The sequence below is a fragment of the Citrobacter sp. Cf116 genome, from assembly GCF_030336505.1.
GTDB classification, from domain to species: domain Bacteria; phylum Pseudomonadota; class Gammaproteobacteria; order Enterobacterales; family Enterobacteriaceae; genus Citrobacter; species Citrobacter freundii.
Map to the genome: position 1 here is coordinate 622,428 of NZ_JAOWEQ010000037.1, position 21,570 is coordinate 643,997.

Genomic DNA, 21,570 nt, shown 5'->3' on the forward strand with positions numbered 1-21,570 from the left:
TCCCTGTTATTGCGTAGCGCGCACCTCAGCATCTTCTCCCGGCACACCATTTTGCGCAGACTTCACTTCTGGCCCATTGCTCGCGACCGATGCTTGCCCGGCAGTGACGGTGACCGGATAACCTGCACGACGATACAACGCCCTTTCCACCAGACTGTTATCCACCGCTTTATTGTCTTTAAACTGGGTAAAGCCGGCTGGTAACACATACGGCATGGTCTGGACGTTTTGTTCCTCTTCAGGCGACAGCGGTCGATGCACTTCGACATACCTCATGCCGTTCGGCTCTATCGAATATTTTATCGGCTCATTAATCACCCTGACCGGCGTGCCTGTGCGGACCTGAGCAAACAACGCTTTGATATCCGGCGCGTTCATGCGAATACACCCAGAACTCACTCGCAGGCCCACGCTGTCCGGCGCGCTGGTGCCATGAATCAGATATTCACCGTTTCCATGCGCCAGACGCAGTGCAAAGCGTCCTAACGGGTTATTTGGTCCGGCAGGCACAACAGGCGGTAATGTGATGCCGCGCTCCAGAGAGCGTTTACGGATGCCTGGTGTAGGGGTCCAGGTTGGATTCGGGATTTTCTGCCCAACCCGGGTTTCCATTACCGGCGTTTCCAGCCCCTGCAAACCGATACCAATCGGGAATACCTGAACAATATTCTCTCCCGGCGGGAAGAAATACAGACGCAATTCCGCCAGATTCACAATAATGCCTTCGCGTGGTGCATCCGGTAGCAGTAATTGTGAGGGAATAGTGATCAGCGTTCCGGGTTTAGGTACGGGGGCAATAGTATTGTTGGCTTCAAGGATCAGCATTGCAGCGGTATCAAACTTACGGGCTATCGCCTGTAGGTTTTTATCGCCTTCCTGCACGGTGTAGGTTTGGTTTTGCCCAACAAGGCGGCTGTTCGCCTGGGGCAAAGGATAATCGACCGCCCATGCGGCCTGAATAGCGCTGTAGGCGCCGATTAGCATTAACGTAATAACAGACGCGCGTTTCATACTCACTCACCCCCCTGGCGTTCTTGCCGGACGGCGGCGAGCGCCCGATCCGGCCTACGAGTCACTGCGTTGCCTTACACGAACGCTTTCAAGTCGGTCTGAAAGTTGACGTGTTTTATCAGTTTAGCTAAGAGTTGCGGCTTTGGCGCGAATAGCCCGAATCATCGCCTCCAGCCCTTGTGAACGAGACGGTGTGAGATGCTGTGCGAGCGCCATTTTTTCAAACCACGGGCGCACATCAAAATTCACAATATCCTGGGCCGTCATGCGATCATACAAAATGAATACCACGGCAATAAGCCCTTTCACAATTGCCGCATCACTGTCGCCCTGTAATTCAATAATCCCTTCGCCATTCTGACGCATAACAATCCATACCTGGCTTTGGCATCCCTGAATGCTATTTTCCGGGCAGCGTAAGTCGTCGTTTAGTTCCGGCAAACGCTGACCCAGTTCAATAATGTACAGGTATTTCTCTTCCCAATTAGCGCAACGCAGAAAATTACGCAACAACTTTTCTTTATCCGGTAGCGCAGCCATAACGCCTCCCTGTTAGCCCAGTAAATGGTGAATACGCTTGAGGCCCGTTACCAGGCGATCCACTTCTTCATGGGTGTTATACATTGCAATCGACGCCCGGCACATCGCGGGAACGTTATAATAGGCCATCAGCGGCATTGCGCAGTGATGCCCCGTCCGCACGGCGATGCCATAGTTATCAAGAAAACTCCCGACGTCATAGGCGTGATGCTTGCCGAGGTTAAACGCAATCACACCCAGACGGTTATCCGGTCCGTAGATTGTTAAATCCGGCACATCCGCCAGCTGTTCCAACGCATAGCGCATCATGAACTGTTCATATTCGCTGATTTCAGTCAGCCCCAGCGCTGAAATATATTCAATAGCCGCGCCGAGTCCGATAATGCCGCCGGTGTTTGGCGTTCCGGCTTCAAACCGCCAGGGCGCTTTGGCCCACGTTGTTCCCTGACTCAAACTCACCGTCGCAATCATTGAACCACCGCCTTCCCACGGCGGCATCTCCTGCAGCAGCGACTCTCTGGCATACAGAATGCCAATACCGGTTGGCCCGTAAAGTTTATGCCCGGAGAAAACATAAAAATCGCAATCCAGCGCCTGCACATCCACCTGATGATGCATCACCGCCTGCGCGCCATCCACCAGCACTTTCGCACCGTATTGATGCGCCAGCGCGATCGTCTCACCCAACGGGTTTTCCGTGCCCAGCACGTTAGATACGTGGGTAATCGCCAACAGCTTCGTGCGATCGTCAAACAGCGTCGGCAGCGTTTCCAGCTGCAACGTACCATCGTCATTGAGCGGGATAACGCGCAGTTCTGCACCTACGCGGGCACACAGCATCTGCCAGGGCACAATATTGGCATGGTGCTCCATTTCGCTGATGATAATGTTATCGCCCGCCCGCACATTGCTGCTGCCCCAGCTGTTCGCCACCAAGTTGATGCCCTCCGTCGTACCGCGAACAAACACCAGCTCTTCGGCGGAGCGGGCGTTAATAAACAGCGAAGCGAGCTTGCGCACATTCTCCATTTTTTCCGTAGCCTGAGCGCTCAGCGTATGGATACCGCGGTGGACCGCCGCATAGCCGTGACGGTAGAACTCGGCTTCGGCATCAATCACCTGGTTCGGCTTTTGCGCGCTCGCGGCGCTGTCCAGATACGCCAACGGTAAACCATTCACTTCACGCGTCAGAACCGGAAAATCGGCCCGCACTTTTTCAATGGGAAATGTCATGCTACGCCTCCCGGCAAGCGTTGGGCGATCCGTGCCAGTACCTGTTGTTTCAGCGTTTCCTCGCTCAGGGCTTCAGTTAGCTCAGCGGCAAACGCATAGAGAATCATTTGTTGGGCATCTTGCTGGCCGATCCCGCGCGAACGCAAATAGAACATCTGCTCGTCGTCGATCCGCCCTACCGTCGCCCCGTGACTGCATTTCACGTCGTCGGCATAGATTTCAAGCTGCGGCTTGGTATCAACCTCCGCCAGTTTACCGAGCAGCAAATTATTGTTGGTCATCTGGCCATCGGTTTTAATGGCGTGCTGAGCGACGTTGATCAGGCCATTGAATACCGCCCGCCCCTTATCGCTGACGATCGTTTTATGCAGCTGGCGGCTGTTGCAATATCCTTTGTTATGCTCAAGCCAAGTGCGGGTATCGCAGACTTCATTTTTCACCGGCATTGCCAGGCTGTTAAGCCGAAGCGTCGTGTTTTCGCCGTTAAGCTGGGTGCTGGTGTTATGACGCAGCACCGCATCACCGAGTAAAAAACTGTGGCTGGCAGCCGTAGCATCCGCCCCCAATTGAATGTCATTATGCGCGAAATGGTGGCTCTGCGGGTTCTCAAACGCCAGTTTGATGTGGCGCAAGTGCGCATTCGCCGCGACATTCATGGTTAAACGTGCGCCGGTGAAATGGCGAAGCTCGCTGAGACTGACATAGTGTTCAATAACGGTGGCTTCTGCGCCTTCCGCCAGCTCCAGATGGTGGCGATAGTGCGCCGTGTTCACCTCATCGCCCGCCAGCCCCTGGGTAATGTGCAGCAGCAGCAGCGGTTTCGCTGGGCGCTGGTTACGCTTCACCTGAATGTGAGTGACGCTACGCGACAGGCTTTCGGTCAGGTGCAGAAACACTTCCGGTTGGATAGCCGCTGGCAGCATCTGGCGCGCATCGTCAATGGTAATGTCAAAACCACTACCTTCCGCTCTGTCGCTCAGCGTTGGAGAGAATTGCCCGTCGACAAATACCAGTTGTATGGCATCAATTGCCGGTGCTAACGCTTCACACTGGGCTGACGTTATCTCAGCGACATGACTGACAAACTGGCTATTGGTTAACCCCTCAAGCGGCGTGTATTTCCAGTCCTCATGCTTACGCGTTGGCAGCCCCAGACGCAGCATCTGCTGCAGATGCTGCTGGGCATGTTGCGAGCGCGTCTCACCTTGCGTTTCAAACAGATGGTGCCACTGTTGCAGCACGTTACTGCTGTTCGCTAAGCCAGCCATAACCTTGCTCCTCAAGTTGTTTGACCAGCGTAAAATCACCGGACTTCACTATTCGCCCCTGGTAGAGAACGTGAACATAATCAGGTTTGATATAGTCCAGGATGCGTTGATAATGGGTGACGATAATGAATGAGCGTTGCCCGTCGCGTAGCGAGTTCACGCCGTCGGCGACGATTTTCAGCGCATCGATATCCAGCCCGGAGTCCGACTCATCCAGAATACACAGCTGAGGCTCCAGCACCGCCATTTGCAAAATGTCATTACGCTTTTTCTCACCGCCGGAGAAACCAACGTTGACCGAACGCGTGAGCAAATCTTCCGGCATCTTCAGCAACGCAATTTTTTCTTCCATCAGATCCTGGAAGTCAAACCTGTCCAGTGACTCTTCGCCACGGTAGGTGCGCACCGCATTCAGTGCCGTTTGCAGGAAAAACTGATTACTGACGCCGGGGATTTCCACCGGATACTGGAATGCCATAAAGATCCCTTCACCGGCCCGGTCTTCCGGTGACAGTTCCAGTAAATCCTTACCGTTGAATTCTACCGTCCCGCCGGTGACTTCATAGTCATCACGTCCGGCCAGGGTGGCGGAAAGCGTACTTTTCCCGGAACCATTTGGCCCCATAATGGCGTGCACTTCTCCGGGGCGAATTTCAAGACTCAGCCCACGCAGGATCGCCTTATCTTCCACACTGACCTGTAAATCTTTGATGCTTAACATGTGCTTTCCTTAAATTTTAACCGACGCTGTGTTCAAGACTTATGGCGAGAAGTTTTTGCGCTTCCACGGCAAATTCCAGCGGCAGTTCAGAGAACACGTCTTTACAGAAACCATTCACGATCATCGAAATGGCATCCTCTTCGCTGATACCGCGCTGCAGGCAGTAAAACAGCTGATCTTCACCAATGCGCGACGTCGTGGCTTCGTGCTCAAGCTGGGCGCTGTTGTTACGACACTCCACATATGGGAATGTGTGCGCTCCGCAATCCGCCCCGATCAACATCGAGTCACATTGGGTATAGTTGCGGGCATTGGCGGCGGTCGGCATAATTTTCACTAAACCGCGATAGCTGTTCTGGCTGTGTCCGGCGGAGATCCCTTTCGAGATAATGGTTGATTTGGTGTTTTTACCGATGTGGATCATCTTGGTGCCTGTATCGGCCTGCTGATGACCACTGGTCAGGGCCACGGAGTAGAATTCGCCGATAGAGTTGTCGCCACGCAAAATGCAGCTTGGGTATTTCCAGGTAATGGCCGAGCCGGTTTCCGACTGCGTCCATGACATTTTGCTGTTTTCACCTTCGCACAGAGCACGCTTGGTGACGAAGTTCAAAATGCCGCCGGTGTTACCATCCCCGGGGAACCAGTTTTGCACCGTCGAGTATTTCACTTCGGCATCTTTGTGGATGATGACTTCTACCACCGCCGCATGCAGCTGGTAGCTGTCGCGCACCGGAGCCGAACAGCCTTCGATATAGCTGACGTAGCTGCCCTCATCCGCGACCAGAATAGTGCGTTCAAACTGCCCGGTTTTCTCCGCATTGATACGGAAATAAGTCGACAGTTCCATGGGGCAACGTACACCTTTTGGTACATAAATAAAGGTGCCGTCGGAGGCCACCGCCGCATTCAGCGCGGCAAAGAAGTTGTCATTACCCGGAACCACTGTGCCCAGATATTGTTTTACCAGCTCAGGATGATCGTGAATCGCCTCACCGAACGAACAGAAAATAATGCCCTGTTCCGCCAGTTTGTCGCGATAGGTGGTCGCCACCGATACCGAGTCAAAAATAGCATCAACCGCCACCTCTTTGCCTTCACGGACCGGTACGCCAAGCTGTTCAAAGGCATCCTCAACCTCTTTGCTTAAAAACGCATTCGCCCCCGTTTGCTGCACCGCTCCCGGCTCAGATGCGCAGGTTTCATCGCAGTTACCGCAGGACGGTGCGGAATAGTAGCTGTACTCCTGATAATTCAGCTTGTCGTAGTGCGCTTTTAGCCAGTGCGGCTCTTCCATGGTCAGCCATGCCTGAAAGGCATTCAGGCGGAATTCCAGCATCCAGTCGGGTTCATTACGTTTTGCCGAAATCGCACGCACGACCTCTTCGTTGATCCCTTTCGCCAGCTCATCGGTTTGCAGTTGGGTGAAGAAGCCCTCTTTGTAATTAAGGTGCCCACCAGCCCAGGTGTTGACATCGTCAGTTGCTTCAGTATTACGAGACATAGTACCGCCTATACCCCAAAACTTTCGCCACAGCCGCATTCGTTCTGGGCTTTCGGGTTATGAAATTTAAATAACTGATTTAATCCTTCGCGAACAAAATCGACTTCTGTGCCGTCGATGAACGGCATCGCCTGTAAAGGCACATACAGTCTGGCGCCATCCGTTTCAAACAACAGATCGTCTTTTTGGGCCTCGCGGACGGTATCCAGCACGTAGCCGAATCCCGCGCATCCCGTTTGCTTCACGCCCAGGCGTACGCCCAACATGTCGGGTTGCTTTGCCACCAGTTCACGGATATGCGCCGCCGCTGCTGGCGTTAACGTCAGTCCACGCCAGGCAAAATCGTCCGGGTTAAATGTTCCTGAATGCAATTCCATAGGGTTACCTCGAGTCACTAGCTTTTAAGCTATAACAATATGTTAGTGATAATGATTATCACTTCAACCCCTCAACAGCAGGGGCATTCGGGTTAACCGCTCTTTTTGACTGCTTTTACTAAGCATAGACCCTGCAGCGAGGGTTTACAGGGATGGAATTTTTTGTTCAATACATTGATTAATAATGGATTATAGAAATCTAATCGTTCAGGCAGGTCAAACATCAAAAGATGTATAGAAAATGACTATTTCTGTGATAGCAGAGGTAACTACCTCTACCAGGCGAAACCCAACCAGGGAGTTATCAGGGGGTGAGTTTCGAAGAGCAGTGAAAGGTAAAAGGATAAAAAGCTAACTGCTGACTTACCACCCATTTCCATTTTTCACTCGCCCATAGGCAGGTGTTATATTATTTTCAAGTTGGTAGATTATGGATAAAATAACATTCAAGTTATATCGTGTTATTTGATTGTGTTCTGTTGCAAAAGATGAATTAGTTTCCACAAGATTGAAATAATTATATTCTTGCAGAAGTTCTAAATTTGGCACGATCTCGACAGGAAACTGCTTATCATTTGGTGAGGTGAAAAGATAGATATTCGCAGTTTTACATTTATCCTTATAGATAACATCACGAAGCAGATTATCCAGCCTGGAGATATTCTCCGGTGAGATAGTGCCCATCATCTGTTGTCCGACCTGCGTCCAATATCCTTTTGCAACATAACTACCGATATAAAACTGAGGTACTGCTGTAATGATGTTCCGAATATTAAGCTTAATACCGTAATACATTGACATCGACCCACCTTTGGAAGCACCGAGAATCGTCGTGTTCGTAGGTTTTACAAAATCAATCACCCCCTGAATGAGCAGACTAACACCCTGCTCGATATCAAAATTCATATTATTACACAAGTAATAGGCTGGCAGACCGGCAAAATCATCTTTAATCCATAGAATTGCAGAATGGCAGTGATCAAGCATTGTAAAGTCATAGATAGTAGCATCCGGGATATTAAATCCAGACATGACAATCAACAAATGCCGACAATCTCTTGAGGCAGGTTTGAACCGATAGTGAATCGGGATCTGATTTTTAAAATTGAAAACAAGATTCTCTACCATTCGCTAAACTCTGTTAACGTTTCAGGGTTTCCAGAACAGCTCACACAGTAACGGTTACCAAGGAATCTATTCTGCATTCTCTGTGCAGTATAAAGCGGTTATGATTCATTAAACTTAAATGTCACCACCGCTATTTTTAGACAACTCCGTTCTGCAGACGCGCAACAAGTACGTACAATCCCGCAGCGGCGACATATAAAGACAACAAAAAACCCTTAAGTCTGCTTGCTGGCAGGCTTAAGGGTTCCGGCCCCATCCGGCGCTTATCTCCGGCACTCACGATGGCTTAGCTCTTGAAGGGGCGATAAGAAGAATCTCATACACCGATAAGTTTTTTTTAACACAAATTGCGGTTTGACTATTTTATGAGCACGTTTAGCTACCTTTTTAGCATTGCGCCGCCCCACTAAGCGCATCCAGCAGCAAACGTAGCCCCGCAGGCTGATGCTCCCGAGAAAGGTATAAACCATAAATTGGCAAGCATTTAGGTTGAAGTTCTGGCAGTAATCGAATTAACGCTCCCTGCGCCAGCCCTTCCTGCGCCTCCACCTCTGGCACCAACGCGATCCCCATTCCTGCCACCGCCGACTCGCAGAGCAGCGAAGAGATCCCTGCACTCAAATTCCCTTTGATTGCAACCGAGACAGACTGCCCCTGGGCATCCAAAAAGTGCCAGGATTGTCCGGCAAAACCGCTGTAGTACAGGCAATTGTGCCGAGTGAGATCGTCGACTGTCTCAGGCGTGCCATGTTGATGCAGATAATCTGCGGACGCGCAAAGTACCGATTTACAGTCGCCCAACCGGCGGGCGATGGTCCCAGGCTCGGGATTATCCGTTATGCGGATCGCCACATCGATGCGTTCCCCCACAAGGCTTACCGGTTGATTATTGATCTCCACCTCAATACGTAATTGCGGATATTGCTCCATAAACGCCGGCAGAACCGGAGCAAGAATATGCATGGCGGTAAAATGGGCGCAGGCCACACGTAGCGTGCCGGAGGGAATTTGCGCGCCACTGGCGGCACCAATATCCAGCGAAAGTTGCGCCAGAGAACGCGTTTTCAGTAATGCCTCTTCACCCGCTGGCGTGATCGTCAAGCGACGCGATGAGCGATGGATAAGCCTTGCGCCTGCCCATTTTTCCATCTCGTCGAGGTAACGACTGACCATCGGACGGGAAAGCCCCAATGCACGTGCAGCGGCGCTCAGACTGCCCAAATCACAGATATGGTTAAATACCGTTGCCGCCATCACTCTGTCCATTGCATCCCATCCGATCGTTTTATGAAACTCAGCATGTCCTAATGAGGGAATTCTAACAGATACGAATATGCTTAAAATACGGGAACTATCAAAAGACAATTCCCTGCATAAGGTTACCTGGTATGAAAGTTAAATCTCTGGCCCTGCTGTTACCTCTGTTTGCGTCTTCAGCTTTCGCCGCACCGCTACAGCTGGACGTCTATAATCCGCAGGAGAAGGGTATTTTCCCGGTCTCTTCGACGCTGGTGTCTGGTCCCAAAGAGGCGATTCTGTTTGACGCCCAGTTCAGCACCAAAGATGGCGAACAGCTGGTGCAGATGATTCGCGCCAGCGGTAAAACGCTGAAGGCTATCGTGATCACTTCCGGCGATCCGGATTTCTATTTCGGTCTGCAACCCATCGTCAACGCTTTCCCACAGGTAAAAGTTCTGGCAACACCGCAGGTGGTAGACCATATCCGCGCCACCAAAGAGGCCAAGCTGCAGTTCTGGGGCCCGCAAATGAAGGACGGCGCGCCAACATCGCTCACCGTTCCGCAGGCGACGACGCAAACGCAGTTCACGGTTGATGGCGAACCGCTGGAACTGCGTCACTCCAACGATTATGCAGCGTATATCTGGATCCCGGCGAATCGGGCCATTATTGGCGGCACAGGCGTGGCTTCAGGTATTCACGTCTGGACGGCGGATACACAATCTGAAGAACAGCGTAGTGCATGGCGTAACGTACTGAGCGAAATGCAGAGCTTACAGCCCACTCAGGTGGTCCCGGGTCACTACATTGGCGAACGCCCTACTGGCGATAAAGCTATTCGCTTCACCCAGGACTATTTGCAGTCGTTTGAGCAGGCGTTAGGGGCGAAGAAAGGATCGGATTATGTGATTAAAACCATGACGGCAGCATGGCCAGGTCTGGCGGACGCAAGCTCGCTTGAACTAAGTGCGAAGGTTAACAGCGGTGAGATGAAGTGGTAATGAAGATTTAAGGCAAAAATAACCCCGAACACGTGTCGGGGTTTCGTTACGATAAGCATACCGGAATCAATGAACGCCCATGCGCCAGGCAAAATAGATCTCTTCTTTCAGTTCCATCGAGGAGAGCGCCAGTAAATCAGCAAACTCCAGTTCGAGCTGTTTCAGCCTTTTCAGGTACTGAGCCGGTGAAAGATCGGTTTTATCACGACGTAAAAATTCTATTGCCAGTTGGGCAGGGTCTAATTGGGTAGACATATCATCCTCGCTTGTGTTCAAAACCTGCACAGTATAACACCATTCCCTGTGCAGATAATGACCAAAAGCAATATGCATCACAAAATTGCGGTCGTCAGACGCGACGTACAGCACAATCGTCCCTGCTCATCGAAGATCTCTATTTGCCAAACCTGGTGACGAGAGCCGGTATGTAACGCGCGACATACGCCCCTGACGTGCCCTTCCCGCGCAGAACGGATATGGTTGGCGTTGATCTCCAGGCCCACCACTTTCTGCTCACCCTGAGTACACAAGTATCCCGCTACCGAACCAATACTTTCCGCCAGCACCACGGATGCGCCGCCGTGCAGCAACCCAAAGGGTTGTTTGGTGCGATGGTCCACCGGCATTGTAGCTTCCAGCGTATCGTCACCAATGTGCACAAAACGAATATCGAGCAACCCAACCATATTTCCTTCACCCATGGCATTGAGCGCCTCGAGTGTGACTTCACGTTTCCAGATCATCCTATAATCTCCAGCAGTGCCTGTAATGGGTGGCGAACGCCCGTACCTTCAACGCGTTTAACCTGACTGCGACAGGAGTACCCGGTAGCCAGACAACGGTTACGCGGCAATCGTTGCATTGCCTGGTGCCATGATAGCTCATAGATCCCCAATGAGTTTTGGTGATTCTTTACTTCGTGGCCGTAGGTGCCAGCCATACCACAGCATCCCACGCTGACGTTCTCCAGCTTTGCGCCAAAACGGGCAAAAATAGCCGCCCACTGCGCAGGCGCGCCTGGCAAAGCCGTCACTTCGGTACAGTGGCCAAAGAAGTACCACGGTTCACCGCCAACAGCGACTGGCTGCTGTGCTTCCACAGCTTTCGATAACCATTCGTTGGCTAGCAACACATGGAAATCACCCCGTTGTTCGCCCAGCGCCAGCTTGTATTCATCGCGATAACAAAGCACCAGCGCCGGATCAACACCCACCATCGGAATATTCAGCTTCGCTACCCGGTTAAGAAACTCGGATGTCTTTTTCGCCGTTTTGGCAAAACGGTTTAAGAAGCCTTTAATGTGCTGCGCCTTGCCGTTTGGTGAAAACGGCAGCAGTACCGGCTGCATGCCCAGCTTCTCTACCAGACGTATAAAGTCAGCAACCACCTGCGCATCGTAATAGCTGGTGAAAGGGTCCTGCACCACCAGCACCGTACGCGCTTTTTGCTCAAGGCTGAGTAATTCGAGCTGTTCCAACGTCATATTGGCGGAACGATGCCCCACCAGTTGGCGTTGCAGCGACGGTGCAGACAACAGCGGTAAATCAACCATTCCAATGTGCTTTTTAGCCAGGTTTCGCACCAGCGGCTGGTTGATGAAGAAGTTAAACGTTTTGGGCGCTCGTGCCATTAACGGCGCATAGCTCTCAACGGTCGCCACCATGTGATCGCGCAACGGGCGCAGATAACGCGTGTGGTACAGCTGGAGGAAGCGCGAACGGAACTCCGGTACATCAATTTTAATTGGACACTGTGTTGAACATGCTTTACATGCCAGACAGCCGGACATTGCCTCTTTTACTTCGTGCGAGAAATCGTATTCACCCTTGCGCGCATGCCAACTGTTGCGGGTACGGGCAATCAGCGCACGTAAACTGGCGCGTTTTTCCGGTAGCTCTTTTTCCAGCTGTATTGGGTCGATCCCGCGATCCGCTAACAAACGCAGCCATTCACGCACCAACGTGGCTCGCCCTTTTGGCGAATGAATACGGTTGAGGCTGATTTTCATCGACGGACACATGGGACTTTTCGCATCGAAATTAAAGCATAACCCGTTGCCGTTACACTCCATTGCCCCGCGCCACTCCTGGCGTACGGCCAGAGGGATCTGACGGTCATACGTTCCGCGTTTCACCGCGTCCACTTTCATCATCGGCGCATCTACGCCTTCCGGTGGACAAATTTTCCCAGGATTCAGCCGGTTTTGCGGATCAAACACCGATTTCACTTTGCGCAGTTCGCGATACAGCTCCTCGCCGAAGAACGCCGGGCTGTATTCTGCACGAAAACCTTTCCCATGCTCGCCCCACAGCAAACCGCCATATTTCGCCGTCAGCGCCACAACATCATCAGAAATGCGTTTCATCAGCACTTCCTGCTGCGGGTCACACATATCCAACGCCGGTCTGACGTGAAGCACGCCAGCATCCACGTGACCAAACATGCCGTAACTCAGGGCGTGGCTGTCGAGTAGCGCGCGGAACTCGGCAATATAGTCCGCCAGATGCTCCGGCGGAACGCAGGTATCCTCAGCGAACGGAATTGGCTTCGCGGAACCTTTTGCATTGCCCAGCAGACCGACTGCCTTTTTGCGCATGGCGTAAATTCGTTCGACTCCCGCCAGTTCGGTACACAGTTGCCAGCCAATGACACCCGCTTCCTGGCGAGCCATTAAGCCATCCAGACGTTCACACAGTGCGCTGACCTGCGAATTAATCAATACTTCGTCGTCACCGGCAAACTCTACAATGTTCAGACCCAGCATCTCTTGATCAGGTACATCGGTAATCAATTCACTTACCGAGTGCCAGACGATATCTTCCCGCGCCAGATTAAGTACTTTGGAGTCGACAGTTTCTACCGACAATGCCCGCGCTTCCACCATCACCGGGGCATTACGCAACGCCGAGTCGAAAGAGTCGTACTTGACGTTAACCAGTTGTCTGACTTTTGGCAGCGGCGTGATATCCAGACGGGCTTCGGTGATAAACGCCAGCGTACCTTCAGAGCCGGTGAGAATGCGGGTTAAATCAAATTCGGTCATCTCATCATTAAAGACGTGCCGTAGATCGTACCCGGTCAGGAAGCGATTAAGTTTCGGGAATTTATCCATGATCAGTTGTCGGTTATCGCGACAACGTTCATAAACGGTCTTATAGATGCGGCCAATGGTGGTATTGCTTTTCCCCAGCATTTCGGCAAGCTCGATCGGCATTGGCTGAGTATCAAGAATATCGCCGCCCATCAGCACCGCACGGATGCCCAACACATGATCGGAAGTTTTACCGTAAACCAACGATCCTTGCCCGGACGCATCGGTGTTGATCATCCCGCCGAGCGTTGCCCGGTTACTGGTGGATAATTCCGGGGCAAAGAAATAGCCGTAAGGCTTCAGAAACTGGTTGAGCTGATCTTTTATCACCCCGGCTTCTACCCGCACCCAACCTTCTTGCGGGTTGATTTCAATAATGCGGCTCATATAGCGGGACATATCAACAATAATGCCCTGATTCAGCGCCTGACCGTTGGTCCCGGTGCCGCCGCCGCGCGGGGTAAAAATCAACGACGAGAAAAGCGGTTCTGCCGCCAGACGGGCGATTAGCGCCACATCTGCGGTTGAACGAGGGAAAACGACAGCATCAGGTAGCAGCTGATAAATACTGTTATCCGTCGACATTGTCAGACGATCGGCATAGCTCGTTGCCGTATCGCCCGTAAATCCTTGCTGCTCCAGCGCCTGCAAAAAGTTGAGCACCAGTTGAACGACACCTGGTGCCTGAGAAATTTGTGGAATCATTATAGTGACCCTTTCCTGCGGTCTGTGTTGTGAATTTAATCGTTTGCGTGTTGCTTTGTTTGTTGTATCACATTTTTTTCTAATACGCTCAGCAGATTTACAGGCAGAATCCGCCTGTTCAAAACCGCTGAAATTGCTCATCATTACAGGGTGTCATTTAAGTATTCACGTCGCGTCAACGTTCTGGCGCAAAGACAAAGGTGAAAAGTATTTATGGTAAATTTCCGTCAGCCCAGGGATATTGCACAAGTGCTGCTATCGGTGCTGTTTTTAGCCATCCTGATTGTGGCCTGTCTCTGGATTGTTCAGCCCTTTATCCTCGGTTTTGCCTGGGCAGGCACGATTGTCATTGCAACCTGGCCTATCCTGCTACGCTTACAAAAATTGCTCTGGGGACGCCGTTCACTTGCCGTACTGGTGATGACGCTGTTGCTGGTGCTGTTGTTCATCATCCCCATCGCGCTGCTGGTTAACAGCATCGTCGATGGCAGTGGGCCGCTGATCCATGCCGTAACCGCAGGTGATATGACGCTACCGGATCTGGCATGGTTGAACAGCATTCCACTGGTGGGTGCCAAAATGTATGGCGCATGGCACAGCTTACTGGATATGGGCGGTTCGGCGATTATGGCCAAGGTTCGTCCTTATATCGGCACCACCACCACCTGGTTCGTCGGTCAGGCCGCGCATATCGGCCGCTTTATGATGCACTGTGGCCTGATGCTGCTGTTCAGTGCCCTGTTGTACTGGCGCGGTGAACAAGTCGCATTAGGTATTCGTCACTTCGCCTGCCGTCTTGCCTCAAAACGTGGAGATGCTGCCATTCTGCTGGCAGCACAAGCCATTCGCGCCGTCGCATTAGGCGTTGTGGTCACCGCTCTGGTACAGGCAGTGCTCGGGGGTATTGGTCTGGCGGTAACCGGTGTGCCGTATGCCACACTGCTGGCGGTATTGATGATCCTGTCATGTCTGGTGCAACTGGGGCCGCTACCGGTACTGATTCCGGCCATTATCTGGCTATACTGGACGGGGGATTCAACCTGGGGCACCGTGCTGCTGGTGTGGAGCGGCGTGGTCGGAACACTGGATAACGTGATTCGACCGATGCTGATTCGCATGGGTGCCGATTTGCCACTGCTCCTGATTCTCTCCGGAGTCATCGGCGGATTGATTGCCTTCGGCATGATTGGTCTGTTTATAGGTCCAGTAGTACTGGCCGTTTCCTGGCGTCTGTTCTCCGCGTGGGTAAATGAAGCCCCTGCGCCAGGTACCAATCCGGATGAAATCCTCGAAGAAATTGCTGAAATCGAACGCAATAAGTAATCCAACATCAGGCGGCAACGCCGCCTGATTGTTTAACAATACTAATCAATTCCTCCCTCTTACGGGATTAGACCCAACGCCGTCCTTCTTTCAATACTCATTTGTGTCGCAAATTCTTTACAGTTTTTAAACTATTGAGATGAATCTGATCGACGTAAAAAAACAGTATGCCTACTATTAGCCCATGGCTTTAGATCAACACATTGATTTATAAGCATGGAAATCCCCTGAGTGAAACAACGAATTGCTGTGTGTAGTCTTTGCCCATCTCCCACGATGGGCTTTTTTTTGTCCTTCGTACCATTCTAATCGCCATACTCTCCTTTCTTAACTTTCCCACCATTCAACGGTCTGTACCAATTAAAAAAGTGGTTTCGATATCAAGCACAAAACCGTGATATTGTTGAAGGCTCAGGGGGCTGACGGACAGATATCAGCCAATATTTATAGGGTAATCAATGAAAACCGTAACTGTAAGAAATGTCGTAATTGGCAAGAGTGCGCCGAAGATCATTGTCTCACTGATGGCTAAAGACATCGCAATGGTAAAAAGTGAAGCGCTGACCTATCGCGAAGCGGATTTCGATATTCTGGAATGGCGCGTTGACCATTTTGCCGATGTCGCATCCATTGACGCAGTACTGGACGCTGCGCGCGCCATCCGCGAGATTCTGCCTGACAAGCCGTTACTTTTTACCTTCCGTACTGCGCAGGAAGGCGGCGAGCAGGCCTTACCTGCCGAAGACTATTTCGCACTAAACCGTGCAGCGATAGACTGTGGCCTGGTGGATATGATCGATCTCGAGCTATTCACTGGTGATGCGCAGGTTAAAGCAACCGTTGAGCAAGCTCACGCCAAAAACGTCCTGGTTATTATGTCGAATCATGATTTTCATAAAACGCCGGCCGCTGAGGAGATTGTTCAGCGTCTGCGTAAAATGCAGGAACTGGACGCCGATATCCCCAAAATTGCGCTGATGCCGCAATGCAAAACGGATGTGCTGACGCTGCTCAGCGCGACGCTGGAAATGCATGAACGCTATGCCGATCGTCCAATTATCACGATGTCGATGGCAAAAAACGGGGTGATTTCTCGTTTAGCTGGCGAGGTTTTTGGTTCAGCAGCCACGTTCGGTGCAGTGAAAAAAGCATCTGCTCCGGGGCAAATCGCAGTGACCGATCTGCGCACTGTACTGACAATATTGCATCAGGCTTAAGCGTGGAAGGATAAAATACCGGATGACGATGCTGCCGCATCTTATCCGGCCCACGAATGATACTCACCGTAGGCCGGATAAGGCGCTTACGCCACCATCCGGCATGATGTTACTTGTTCAGTTCAGCCAGGCTCAGCCAGGTCTGCACGACGGTATCCGGGTTCAGCGACAGGCTGTCGATCCCCTCTTCCATCAGCCAGGCCGCGAAGTCTTCGTGGTCAGAGGGACCCTGACCGCAGATACCCACGTATTTGCCTTGTTTCTTGGCTGCGCGAATCGCCATCGACAGCAGGGCTTTCACCGCGTCGTTACGCTCATCAAACAGTTCAGAAACCACACCAGAGTCACGATCCAGACCCAGCGCCAACTGCGTCATGTCGTTTGAGCCGATGGAGAAGCCGTCGAAGTACTCGAGGAACTGCTCGGCCAGCAAGGCGTTAGACGGGATCTCACACATCATGATGATCTTCAGTCCGTTCTCACCGCGTTTCAGCCCCTGGCGTGCCAGCTCTTCCACCACCGCTTTCGCCTGGGCAACGGTACGTACAAACGGTACCATCACTTCAACGTTTGTCAGGCCCATATCGTTACGGACACGTTTCACTGCGTCACATTCCAACGCGAAGCAGTCGCGGAAGCTATCGGCAACATAACGGCCCGCCCCACGGAAGCCCAGCATCGGGTTCTCTTCATGCGGCTCATAACGCTCACCGCCGACGAGGTTAGCATATTCGTTGGACTTAAAGTCAGACATACGCACGATGACGCGTTTAGGATAAAACGCCGCCCCCAGCGTCGCGATCCCTTCCGTCAGACGACCAACGTAGAATTCACGCGGAGAATCGAAACCTTTCATCATGGCGCGGATTTCATTTTGCAGCTCAGGCGTCTGGTCATCAAACTCCAGCAGTGCACGCGGGTGTACGCCAATCATGCGGTTGATGATAAATTCCAGACGCGCCAGACCGACACCTTCGTTTGGCAGGCAGGCGAAGTCGAAAGCGCGGTCCGGGTTACCGACGTTCATCATCACCTTCAACGGCAGATCCGGCATGGTCTCCACGCTGGAACTCTTCACGCTAAAGTCGAGCATGTCAGCGTAAACATAACCGGTGTCGCCTTCGGCACAAGAGACAGTAACCTTCTCACCATCTTTCATACGCTCGGTCGCATCGCCACAGCCCACCACGGCAGGGATCCCCAGTTCACGGGCAATGATTGCCGCGTGACAGGTACGACCGCCACGGTTGGTGACAATCGCCGCTGCTTTCTTCATGATCGGTTCCCAGTCCGGGTCGGTCATGTCGGTAACCAGTACGTCGCCTGGTTCGATACGGTTCATTTCGCTGATGTCTTGGATGACTTTGACCGGACCCGCACCAATGCGGTGACCGATGGCACGACCTTCAGCAATAATTTTACCCTGCGCATGCAGCGTATAACGCTCCATCACCTGGCCACGAGAACGCACGGTTTCCGGGCGCGCCTGCACAATGAACAGCTTACCGGTATGACCGTCTTTCGCCCATTCGATATCCATCGGACGACCGTAGTGCTTCTCGATCTGCACCGCCTGCTTGGCCAGTTCCTGCACTTCTTCGTTAGTCAGGGAGAAAATGTCGCGTTGTTCCTGCGGCACATCTTCGATCGTTACCTGCTTACCGTGTTCCTGAGTCGGCGCGTAGATCATGCGGATTTTTTTCGAACCCATGGTGCGACGAACGATAGCCGGACGGTTAGCCGCCAGCGTCGGTTTATGCACGTAGAATTCATCCGGGTTAACGGCCCCCTGCACGACCATCTCGCCCAGGCCCCATGCAGACGTGATAAACACCACCTGATCGAAACCGGATTCGGTATCGATGGAGAACATGACGCCGGAAGACGCGAGGTCAGAACGCACCATCCGCTGCACACCCGCAGAGAGCGCTACGCCACGATGGTCATAACCCTGATGGACACGATAAGAGATCGCACGGTCGTTAAACAGCGAGGCAAATACGTGTTTGATGGCAACCAGCACGGCATCAAATCCCTGGACGTTGAGGAAGGTTTCCTGCTGACCGGCAAATGACGCATCTGGCATATCTTCTGCGGTAGCGGAAGATCGCACAGCAAAAGAGGCATGGGCATCGTCCGCTGACAGCTGCGCGTAGGCATCGCGGACGGCATTTTCCAGCTCCGGCTGGAAAGGAGTGTCGATAATCCACTGGCGGATCTGCGCGCCGGCTTTTGCAAGCTCGGTGACATCGTCAATATCCGTTTTATCCAGCAGCTCATAAATGCGCTGGTTTACACCGCTCTGGTCCAGAAACTGGTTAAACGCGTCGGCGGTCGTTGCAAAACCATTCGGTACGGAAACACCCATACCTGAAAGGTTAGTAATCATTTCACCCAGGGAGGCATTTTTGCCCCCAACTCTGTCTACATCATTCATGCCGAGTTGGTTATACCAAAGCACCAGCGGTGACGAGCCATTGTTGGACATCGAACAATCCTTATATTTGAACGAGGTTAGGAAACTCAATTTTGCGTAATTATCTTTGCATATTTACTCCAGCGAAAAAAACGGTGAATCGTTCAAGCAACTTTATTTTTTATTTTTTCAGATTGTTTCCACATTTGCGCAAACCCGCGAGCCACAGGGGATCTCCACAAAAACTACCGGTATAAACATTTGTTCCGAAAAATGAAATGCACTTTTCATTAATTATAAAAATACCGTTTCATTTTATAAAAAAGATGCAGCAATATTCGCTTCTGGCGAATTTTAATTTATGCTTTCAGAGAATTATGTCTGCCCAGGATGAGCAAAATGGATAATGCTGTTGATCGTCACGTATTTTATATTTCTGATGGTACGGCCATCACCGCCGAGGTCTTGGGTCACGCGGTGATGTCGCAATTCCCGGTCACGATCAGCAGCATTACGCTGCCGTTTGTGGAAAATGAGAGTCGTGCGCGCGCGGTTAAAGACCAGATTGACGCGATCTACCAACAAACTGGCGTGCGCCCTTTGGTGTTTTACTCCATCGTCCTGCCAGAAATTCGCTCAATCATTCTGCAAAGCGAGGGATTTTGTCAGGATATCGTGCAGGCATTGGTTGCTCCGCTGCAGCATGAGATGAAGCTCGACCCTACACCTATCGCCCATCGCACGCACGGTCTGAATCCCGGTAACCTCAACAAGTACGACGCGCGCATTGCCGCCATTGACTACACCCTCGCCCACGACGACGGTATTTCGTTGCGCAACCTCGATCAGGCCCAGGTGATCCTGCTCGGTGTTTCTCGTTGCGGCAAAACCCCAACCAGTTTGTATCTGGCCATGCAGTTTGGTATCCGCGCCGCCAACTACCCCTTTATTGCCGATGATATGGATAATCTGGTGCTGCCCGCCTCTCTGAAGCCGTTGCAGCATAAGCTGTTCGGTCTGACTATCGACCCTGAGCGCCTGGCGGCCATCCGCGAAGAGCGCCGTGAGAACAGCCGTTACGCCTCGCTGCGACAGTGCCGAATGGAAGTTGCTGAGGTAGAAGCGCTGTACCGGAAAAACCAGATCCCCTGGCTGAACAGTACCAATTATTCGGTAGAAGAGATTGCTACCAAGATCCTCGATATCATGGGACTGAATCGCCGCATGTACTAGAATGCTAGTGCATTGGTTCGATTTTTTGTTATTATGCTCGCCACCAGGCAGGATGAGTGTGATATTGTGATGTACATCACTTCCCGGTAGTCCTGCCGTTGAAGCAACAAATTTCTGAGACAAGTAATGAACAGAACCGATGAACTCCGTACTGCGCGTATTGACAACCTGGTCACTCCAGCAGAGCTTGCGCAACGGCATCCTGTTTCATCCTCCGTCGCCCGTCATGTTACGGACTCCCGACGTCGGATAGAAAAAATTTTAAATGGTGAAGACCCCCGTTTACTGGTGATCGTAGGTCCTTGCTCGATTCACGATCTTGATGCCGCGATGGAATACGCGACACGATTACAGGCGCTGCGCACAAAGCACCAGGCGCGTCTGGAAATCGTGATGCGTACCTATTTTGAAAAGCCACGCACCGTCGTGGGCTGGAAAGGCCTGATTTCCGACCCGGATTTGAACGGCAGTTATCGTGTAAACCACGGTATTGAACTGGCGCGAAAACTGCTGTTGCAGGTCAACGAACTGGGCGTCCCCACGGCGACTGAATTCCTCGACATGGTGACCGGCCAGTTTATTGCCGATTTAATCAGTTGGGGAGCTATTGGCGCGCGCACCACCGAAAGTCAGATCCATCGTGAAATGGCCTCCGCGCTCTCCTGCCCGGTCGGTTTTAAGAACGGAACGGATGGCAACACGCGCATCGCCGTCGATGCGATTCGCGCCTCCCGCGCCAGTCACATGTTCCTCTCGCCGGATAAAACCGGTCAGATGACCATTTATCAGACCAGCGGTAACCCTTACGGGCATATCATCATGCGTGGCGGTAAAAAGCCGAATTATTATGCTGAAGATATTGCCGCCGCCTGCGATACCCTGCACGAATTTTCCCTGCCTGAGCATCTGGTGGTCGATTTTAGCCACGGCAATTGCCAGAAGCAGCATCGTCGTCAGTTGGACGTTTGTGATGATGTGTGCCAGCAAATTCGTAACGGCTCGACGGCAATTGCCGGGATCATGGCGGAGAGTTTCTTGCGTGAAGGTACTCAAAAAATCGTTAGCGGCCAGCCGTTGGTTTACGGTCAGTCCATTACCGACCCGTGCCTGAACTGGGAAGATACTGAACTGTTGGTTGAAAAACTCGCCTCTGCGGTTGATAGCCGTTTTTAATGCTCTTCACCGGGCAATATCACTTTGCCCGGTGCTAATCCTTTGTTTTTCCCCGATTGTTGTGCAAAAAACGTTCTCGTCACAATTATTTCACAAAAACGCTTGCCGCAAATTTGCAGTTTGATGATAATGATTATCATTGTTACATTGATTGTTATTTTTAAACACTATGTCACGTATGGATAACACAACGGCTACGCCTACAAAAGACACAACACCGCCTTCCGTCGCGCCAAACGAGCGACGAATTGACAGTAAAACCCTGCTGGGTAACGAAGGACGCGTGATCATAGAACATGATGGTCAGCACTACCTGCTGCGCCAGACGCAAGCCGGAAAACTCATTCTGACTAAATAAACAACACATTTCGCCAGCCACCCAGGTCATAC

The 21,570-nt window shown here is 51.9% G+C and carries 19 protein-coding genes and 1 other RNA gene; 7 read left to right on the plus strand and 13 right to left on the minus strand.

The features are described from left to right. Nucleotides 1-6: 6 nt before the first annotated feature. From ldtE to OGV74_RS12410, 9 genes are all read right to left on the minus strand, one after another. Nucleotides 7-1,011 carry a L,D-transpeptidase LdtE gene (gene ldtE / locus OGV74_RS12370; RefSeq protein ID WP_086504232.1) on the minus strand — a complete coding sequence of 335 codons (1,005 nt, stop codon included), beginning with the start codon at nt 1,009-1,011 and terminating at the stop codon, nt 7-9. A gap of 123 nt (nt 1,012-1,134) precedes the next feature. After that, nucleotides 1,135-1,551, minus strand: coding sequence for a cysteine desulfuration protein SufE (gene sufE, locus OGV74_RS12375; RefSeq protein WP_003029378.1), 417 nt, complete (start codon nt 1,549-1,551; stop codon nt 1,135-1,137). A gap of 12 nt (nt 1,552-1,563) precedes the next feature. Next, entirely contained in the window at nt 1,564-2,784 is a 1,221-nt protein-coding gene (gene sufS / locus OGV74_RS12380; RefSeq protein ID WP_086504233.1) for a cysteine desulfurase SufS, read from the minus strand. Then, nucleotides 2,781-4,052: a Fe-S cluster assembly protein SufD gene (gene sufD, locus OGV74_RS12385; RefSeq protein ID WP_286520879.1), complete on the minus strand. Its 1,272-nt coding sequence runs from the start codon at nt 4,050-4,052 to the stop codon at nt 2,781-2,783. The genes sufS and sufD overlap by 4 nt, the downstream gene beginning before the upstream one ends. After that, nucleotides 4,027-4,773, minus strand: a complete 747-nt coding sequence (sufC, locus tag OGV74_RS12390) for a Fe-S cluster assembly ATPase SufC (protein ID WP_003029383.1) — start codon at nt 4,771-4,773, stop codon at nt 4,027-4,029. The genes sufD and sufC overlap by 26 nt, the downstream gene beginning before the upstream one ends. Nucleotides 4,774-4,789: 16 nt before the next feature. After that, nucleotides 4,790-6,277, minus strand: coding sequence for a Fe-S cluster assembly protein SufB (sufB, locus tag OGV74_RS12395; RefSeq protein ID WP_086504235.1), 1,488 nt, complete (start codon nt 6,275-6,277; stop codon nt 4,790-4,792). 8 nt (nt 6,278-6,285) lie between these two features. Beyond that, nucleotides 6,286-6,654, minus strand: coding sequence for a Fe-S cluster assembly scaffold SufA (gene sufA / locus OGV74_RS12400; RefSeq protein ID WP_003029385.1), 369 nt, complete (start codon nt 6,652-6,654; stop codon nt 6,286-6,288). A gap of 363 nt (nt 6,655-7,017) precedes the next feature. Beyond that, a complete protein-coding gene (locus OGV74_RS12405; protein WP_057064630.1) occupies nt 7,018-7,782 on the minus strand; it encodes a hypothetical protein in 765 nt (254 codons plus the stop codon). Nucleotides 7,783-8,169: 387 nt separating this feature from the next. After that, nucleotides 8,170-9,048 (minus strand): LysR family transcriptional regulator, encoded by an 879-nt coding sequence (locus OGV74_RS12410; RefSeq protein ID WP_032949153.1) that lies wholly within the window; start codon nt 9,046-9,048, stop codon nt 8,170-8,172. A 122-nt stretch (nt 9,049-9,170) separates the two neighbouring features. Here OGV74_RS12410 and OGV74_RS12415 point away from each other — a divergent pair, with 122 nt between their 5' ends. Beyond that, nucleotides 9,171-10,022, plus strand: a complete 852-nt coding sequence (locus tag OGV74_RS12415) for a Vmh family MBL fold metallo-hydrolase (protein ID WP_061548467.1) — start codon at nt 9,171-9,173, stop codon at nt 10,020-10,022. A 66-nt stretch (nt 10,023-10,088) separates the two neighbouring features. Here the strand turns inward: OGV74_RS12415 and OGV74_RS12420 are convergent, their stop codons facing one another. The 3 genes from OGV74_RS12420 to ydiJ all read right to left on the minus strand — a co-directional run bounded on the left by OGV74_RS12420 (nt 10,089) and on the right by ydiJ (nt 13,818). Continuing rightward, nucleotides 10,089-10,277, minus strand: coding sequence for a YdiH family protein (locus tag OGV74_RS12420; RefSeq protein WP_003836591.1), 189 nt, complete (start codon nt 10,275-10,277; stop codon nt 10,089-10,091). Between the two features lie 77 nt (nt 10,278-10,354). Further along, entirely contained in the window at nt 10,355-10,765 is a 411-nt protein-coding gene (gene menI / locus OGV74_RS12425; protein WP_003030541.1) for a 1,4-dihydroxy-2-naphthoyl-CoA hydrolase, read from the minus strand. Beyond that, nucleotides 10,762-13,818, minus strand: coding sequence for a D-2-hydroxyglutarate dehydrogenase YdiJ (gene ydiJ, locus OGV74_RS12430; protein ID WP_086504236.1), 3,057 nt, complete (start codon nt 13,816-13,818; stop codon nt 10,762-10,764). The genes menI and ydiJ overlap by 4 nt, the downstream gene beginning before the upstream one ends. Before the next feature lie 213 nt (nt 13,819-14,031). Between ydiJ and ydiK the strand changes: the two genes are divergently transcribed. The 3 genes from ydiK to aroD all read left to right on the plus strand — a co-directional run bounded on the left by ydiK (nt 14,032) and on the right by aroD (nt 16,358). Beyond that, the gene (gene ydiK / locus OGV74_RS12435) at nt 14,032-15,141 is read left to right on the plus strand and encodes an AI-2E family transporter YdiK (protein WP_003030544.1); all 1,110 of its coding nucleotides are present in this window, start codon (nt 14,032-14,034) and stop codon (nt 15,139-15,141) included. 184 nt (nt 15,142-15,325) lie between these two features. Continuing rightward, nucleotides 15,326-15,433: antisense sRNA RprA (rprA, locus tag OGV74_RS12440), an RNA gene on the plus strand. A gap of 166 nt (nt 15,434-15,599) precedes the next feature. After that, on the plus strand, nt 15,600-16,358 hold the full coding sequence (aroD, locus tag OGV74_RS12445) for a type I 3-dehydroquinate dehydratase (protein WP_286520880.1): 759 nt from the start codon (nt 15,600-15,602) through the stop codon (nt 16,356-16,358). 109 nt (nt 16,359-16,467) lie between these two features. Here the strand turns inward: aroD and ppsA are convergent, their stop codons facing one another. Next, complete coding sequence (gene ppsA, locus OGV74_RS12450; RefSeq protein ID WP_003030548.1) at nt 16,468-18,846, minus strand: phosphoenolpyruvate synthase; 2,379 nt, start codon at nt 18,844-18,846, stop codon at nt 16,468-16,470. A 327-nt stretch (nt 18,847-19,173) separates the two neighbouring features. Between ppsA and ppsR the strand changes: the two genes are divergently transcribed. The 3 genes from ppsR (at nt 19,174) to hemP (ending at nt 21,538) form a co-directional block, all read left to right on the plus strand. After that, a complete protein-coding gene (gene ppsR, locus OGV74_RS12455; RefSeq protein WP_003030553.1) occupies nt 19,174-20,007 on the plus strand; it encodes a posphoenolpyruvate synthetase regulatory kinase/phosphorylase PpsR in 834 nt (277 codons plus the stop codon). Nucleotides 20,008-20,133: 126 nt separating this feature from the next. Next, on the plus strand, nt 20,134-21,180 hold the full coding sequence (gene aroH / locus OGV74_RS12460; RefSeq protein ID WP_003030555.1) for a 3-deoxy-7-phosphoheptulonate synthase AroH: 1,047 nt from the start codon (nt 20,134-20,136) through the stop codon (nt 21,178-21,180). A 169-nt stretch (nt 21,181-21,349) separates the two neighbouring features. Further along, the gene (gene hemP / locus OGV74_RS12465; protein ID WP_003030556.1) at nt 21,350-21,538 is read left to right on the plus strand and encodes a hemin uptake protein HemP; all 189 of its coding nucleotides are present in this window, start codon (nt 21,350-21,352) and stop codon (nt 21,536-21,538) included. Nucleotides 21,539-21,570: the final 32 nt, after the last annotated feature.

Coding starts and splice junctions, on each gene's coding strand:
- sufS (WP_086504233.1), bottom strand. CDS start 2,784: ATGACATTTCCCATTGAAAAAGTGCGGGCCGATTTTCCGGTTCTGACG.
- ydiK (WP_003030544.1), top strand. CDS start 14,032: ATGGTAAATTTCCGTCAGCCCAGGGATATTGCACAAGTGCTGCTATCG.
- ppsA (WP_003030548.1), bottom strand. CDS start 18,846: ATGTCCAACAATGGCTCGTCACCGCTGGTGCTTTGGTATAACCAACTC.
- menI (WP_003030541.1), bottom strand. CDS start 10,765: ATGATCTGGAAACGTGAAGTCACACTCGAGGCGCTCAATGCCATGGGT.
- ppsR (WP_003030553.1), top strand. CDS start 19,174: ATGGATAATGCTGTTGATCGTCACGTATTTTATATTTCTGATGGTACG.
- OGV74_RS12415 (WP_061548467.1), top strand. CDS start 9,171: ATGAAAGTTAAATCTCTGGCCCTGCTGTTACCTCTGTTTGCGTCTTCA.
- sufB (WP_086504235.1), bottom strand. CDS start 6,277: ATGTCTCGTAATACTGAAGCAACTGACGATGTCAACACCTGGGCTGGT.
- ldtE (WP_086504232.1), bottom strand. CDS start 1,011: ATGAAACGCGCGTCTGTTATTACGTTAATGCTAATCGGCGCCTACAGC.
- sufD (WP_286520879.1), bottom strand. CDS start 4,052: ATGGCTGGCTTAGCGAACAGCAGTAACGTGCTGCAACAGTGGCACCAT.
- aroH (WP_003030555.1), top strand. CDS start 20,134: ATGAACAGAACCGATGAACTCCGTACTGCGCGTATTGACAACCTGGTC.
- OGV74_RS12405 (WP_057064630.1), bottom strand. CDS start 7,782: ATGGTAGAGAATCTTGTTTTCAATTTTAAAAATCAGATCCCGATTCAC.
- sufA (WP_003029385.1), bottom strand. CDS start 6,654: ATGGAATTGCATTCAGGAACATTTAACCCGGACGATTTTGCCTGGCGT.
- aroD (WP_286520880.1), top strand. CDS start 15,600: ATGAAAACCGTAACTGTAAGAAATGTCGTAATTGGCAAGAGTGCGCCG.
- sufE (WP_003029378.1), bottom strand. CDS start 1,551: ATGGCTGCGCTACCGGATAAAGAAAAGTTGTTGCGTAATTTTCTGCGT.
- OGV74_RS12420 (WP_003836591.1), bottom strand. CDS start 10,277: ATGTCTACCCAATTAGACCCTGCCCAACTGGCAATAGAATTTTTACGT.
- hemP (WP_003030556.1), top strand. CDS start 21,350: ATGTCACGTATGGATAACACAACGGCTACGCCTACAAAAGACACAACA.
- sufC (WP_003029383.1), bottom strand. CDS start 4,773: ATGTTAAGCATCAAAGATTTACAGGTCAGTGTGGAAGATAAGGCGATC.
- ydiJ (WP_086504236.1), bottom strand. CDS start 13,818: ATGATTCCACAAATTTCTCAGGCACCAGGTGTCGTTCAACTGGTGCTC.
- OGV74_RS12410 (WP_032949153.1), bottom strand. CDS start 9,048: ATGGACAGAGTGATGGCGGCAACGGTATTTAACCATATCTGTGATTTG.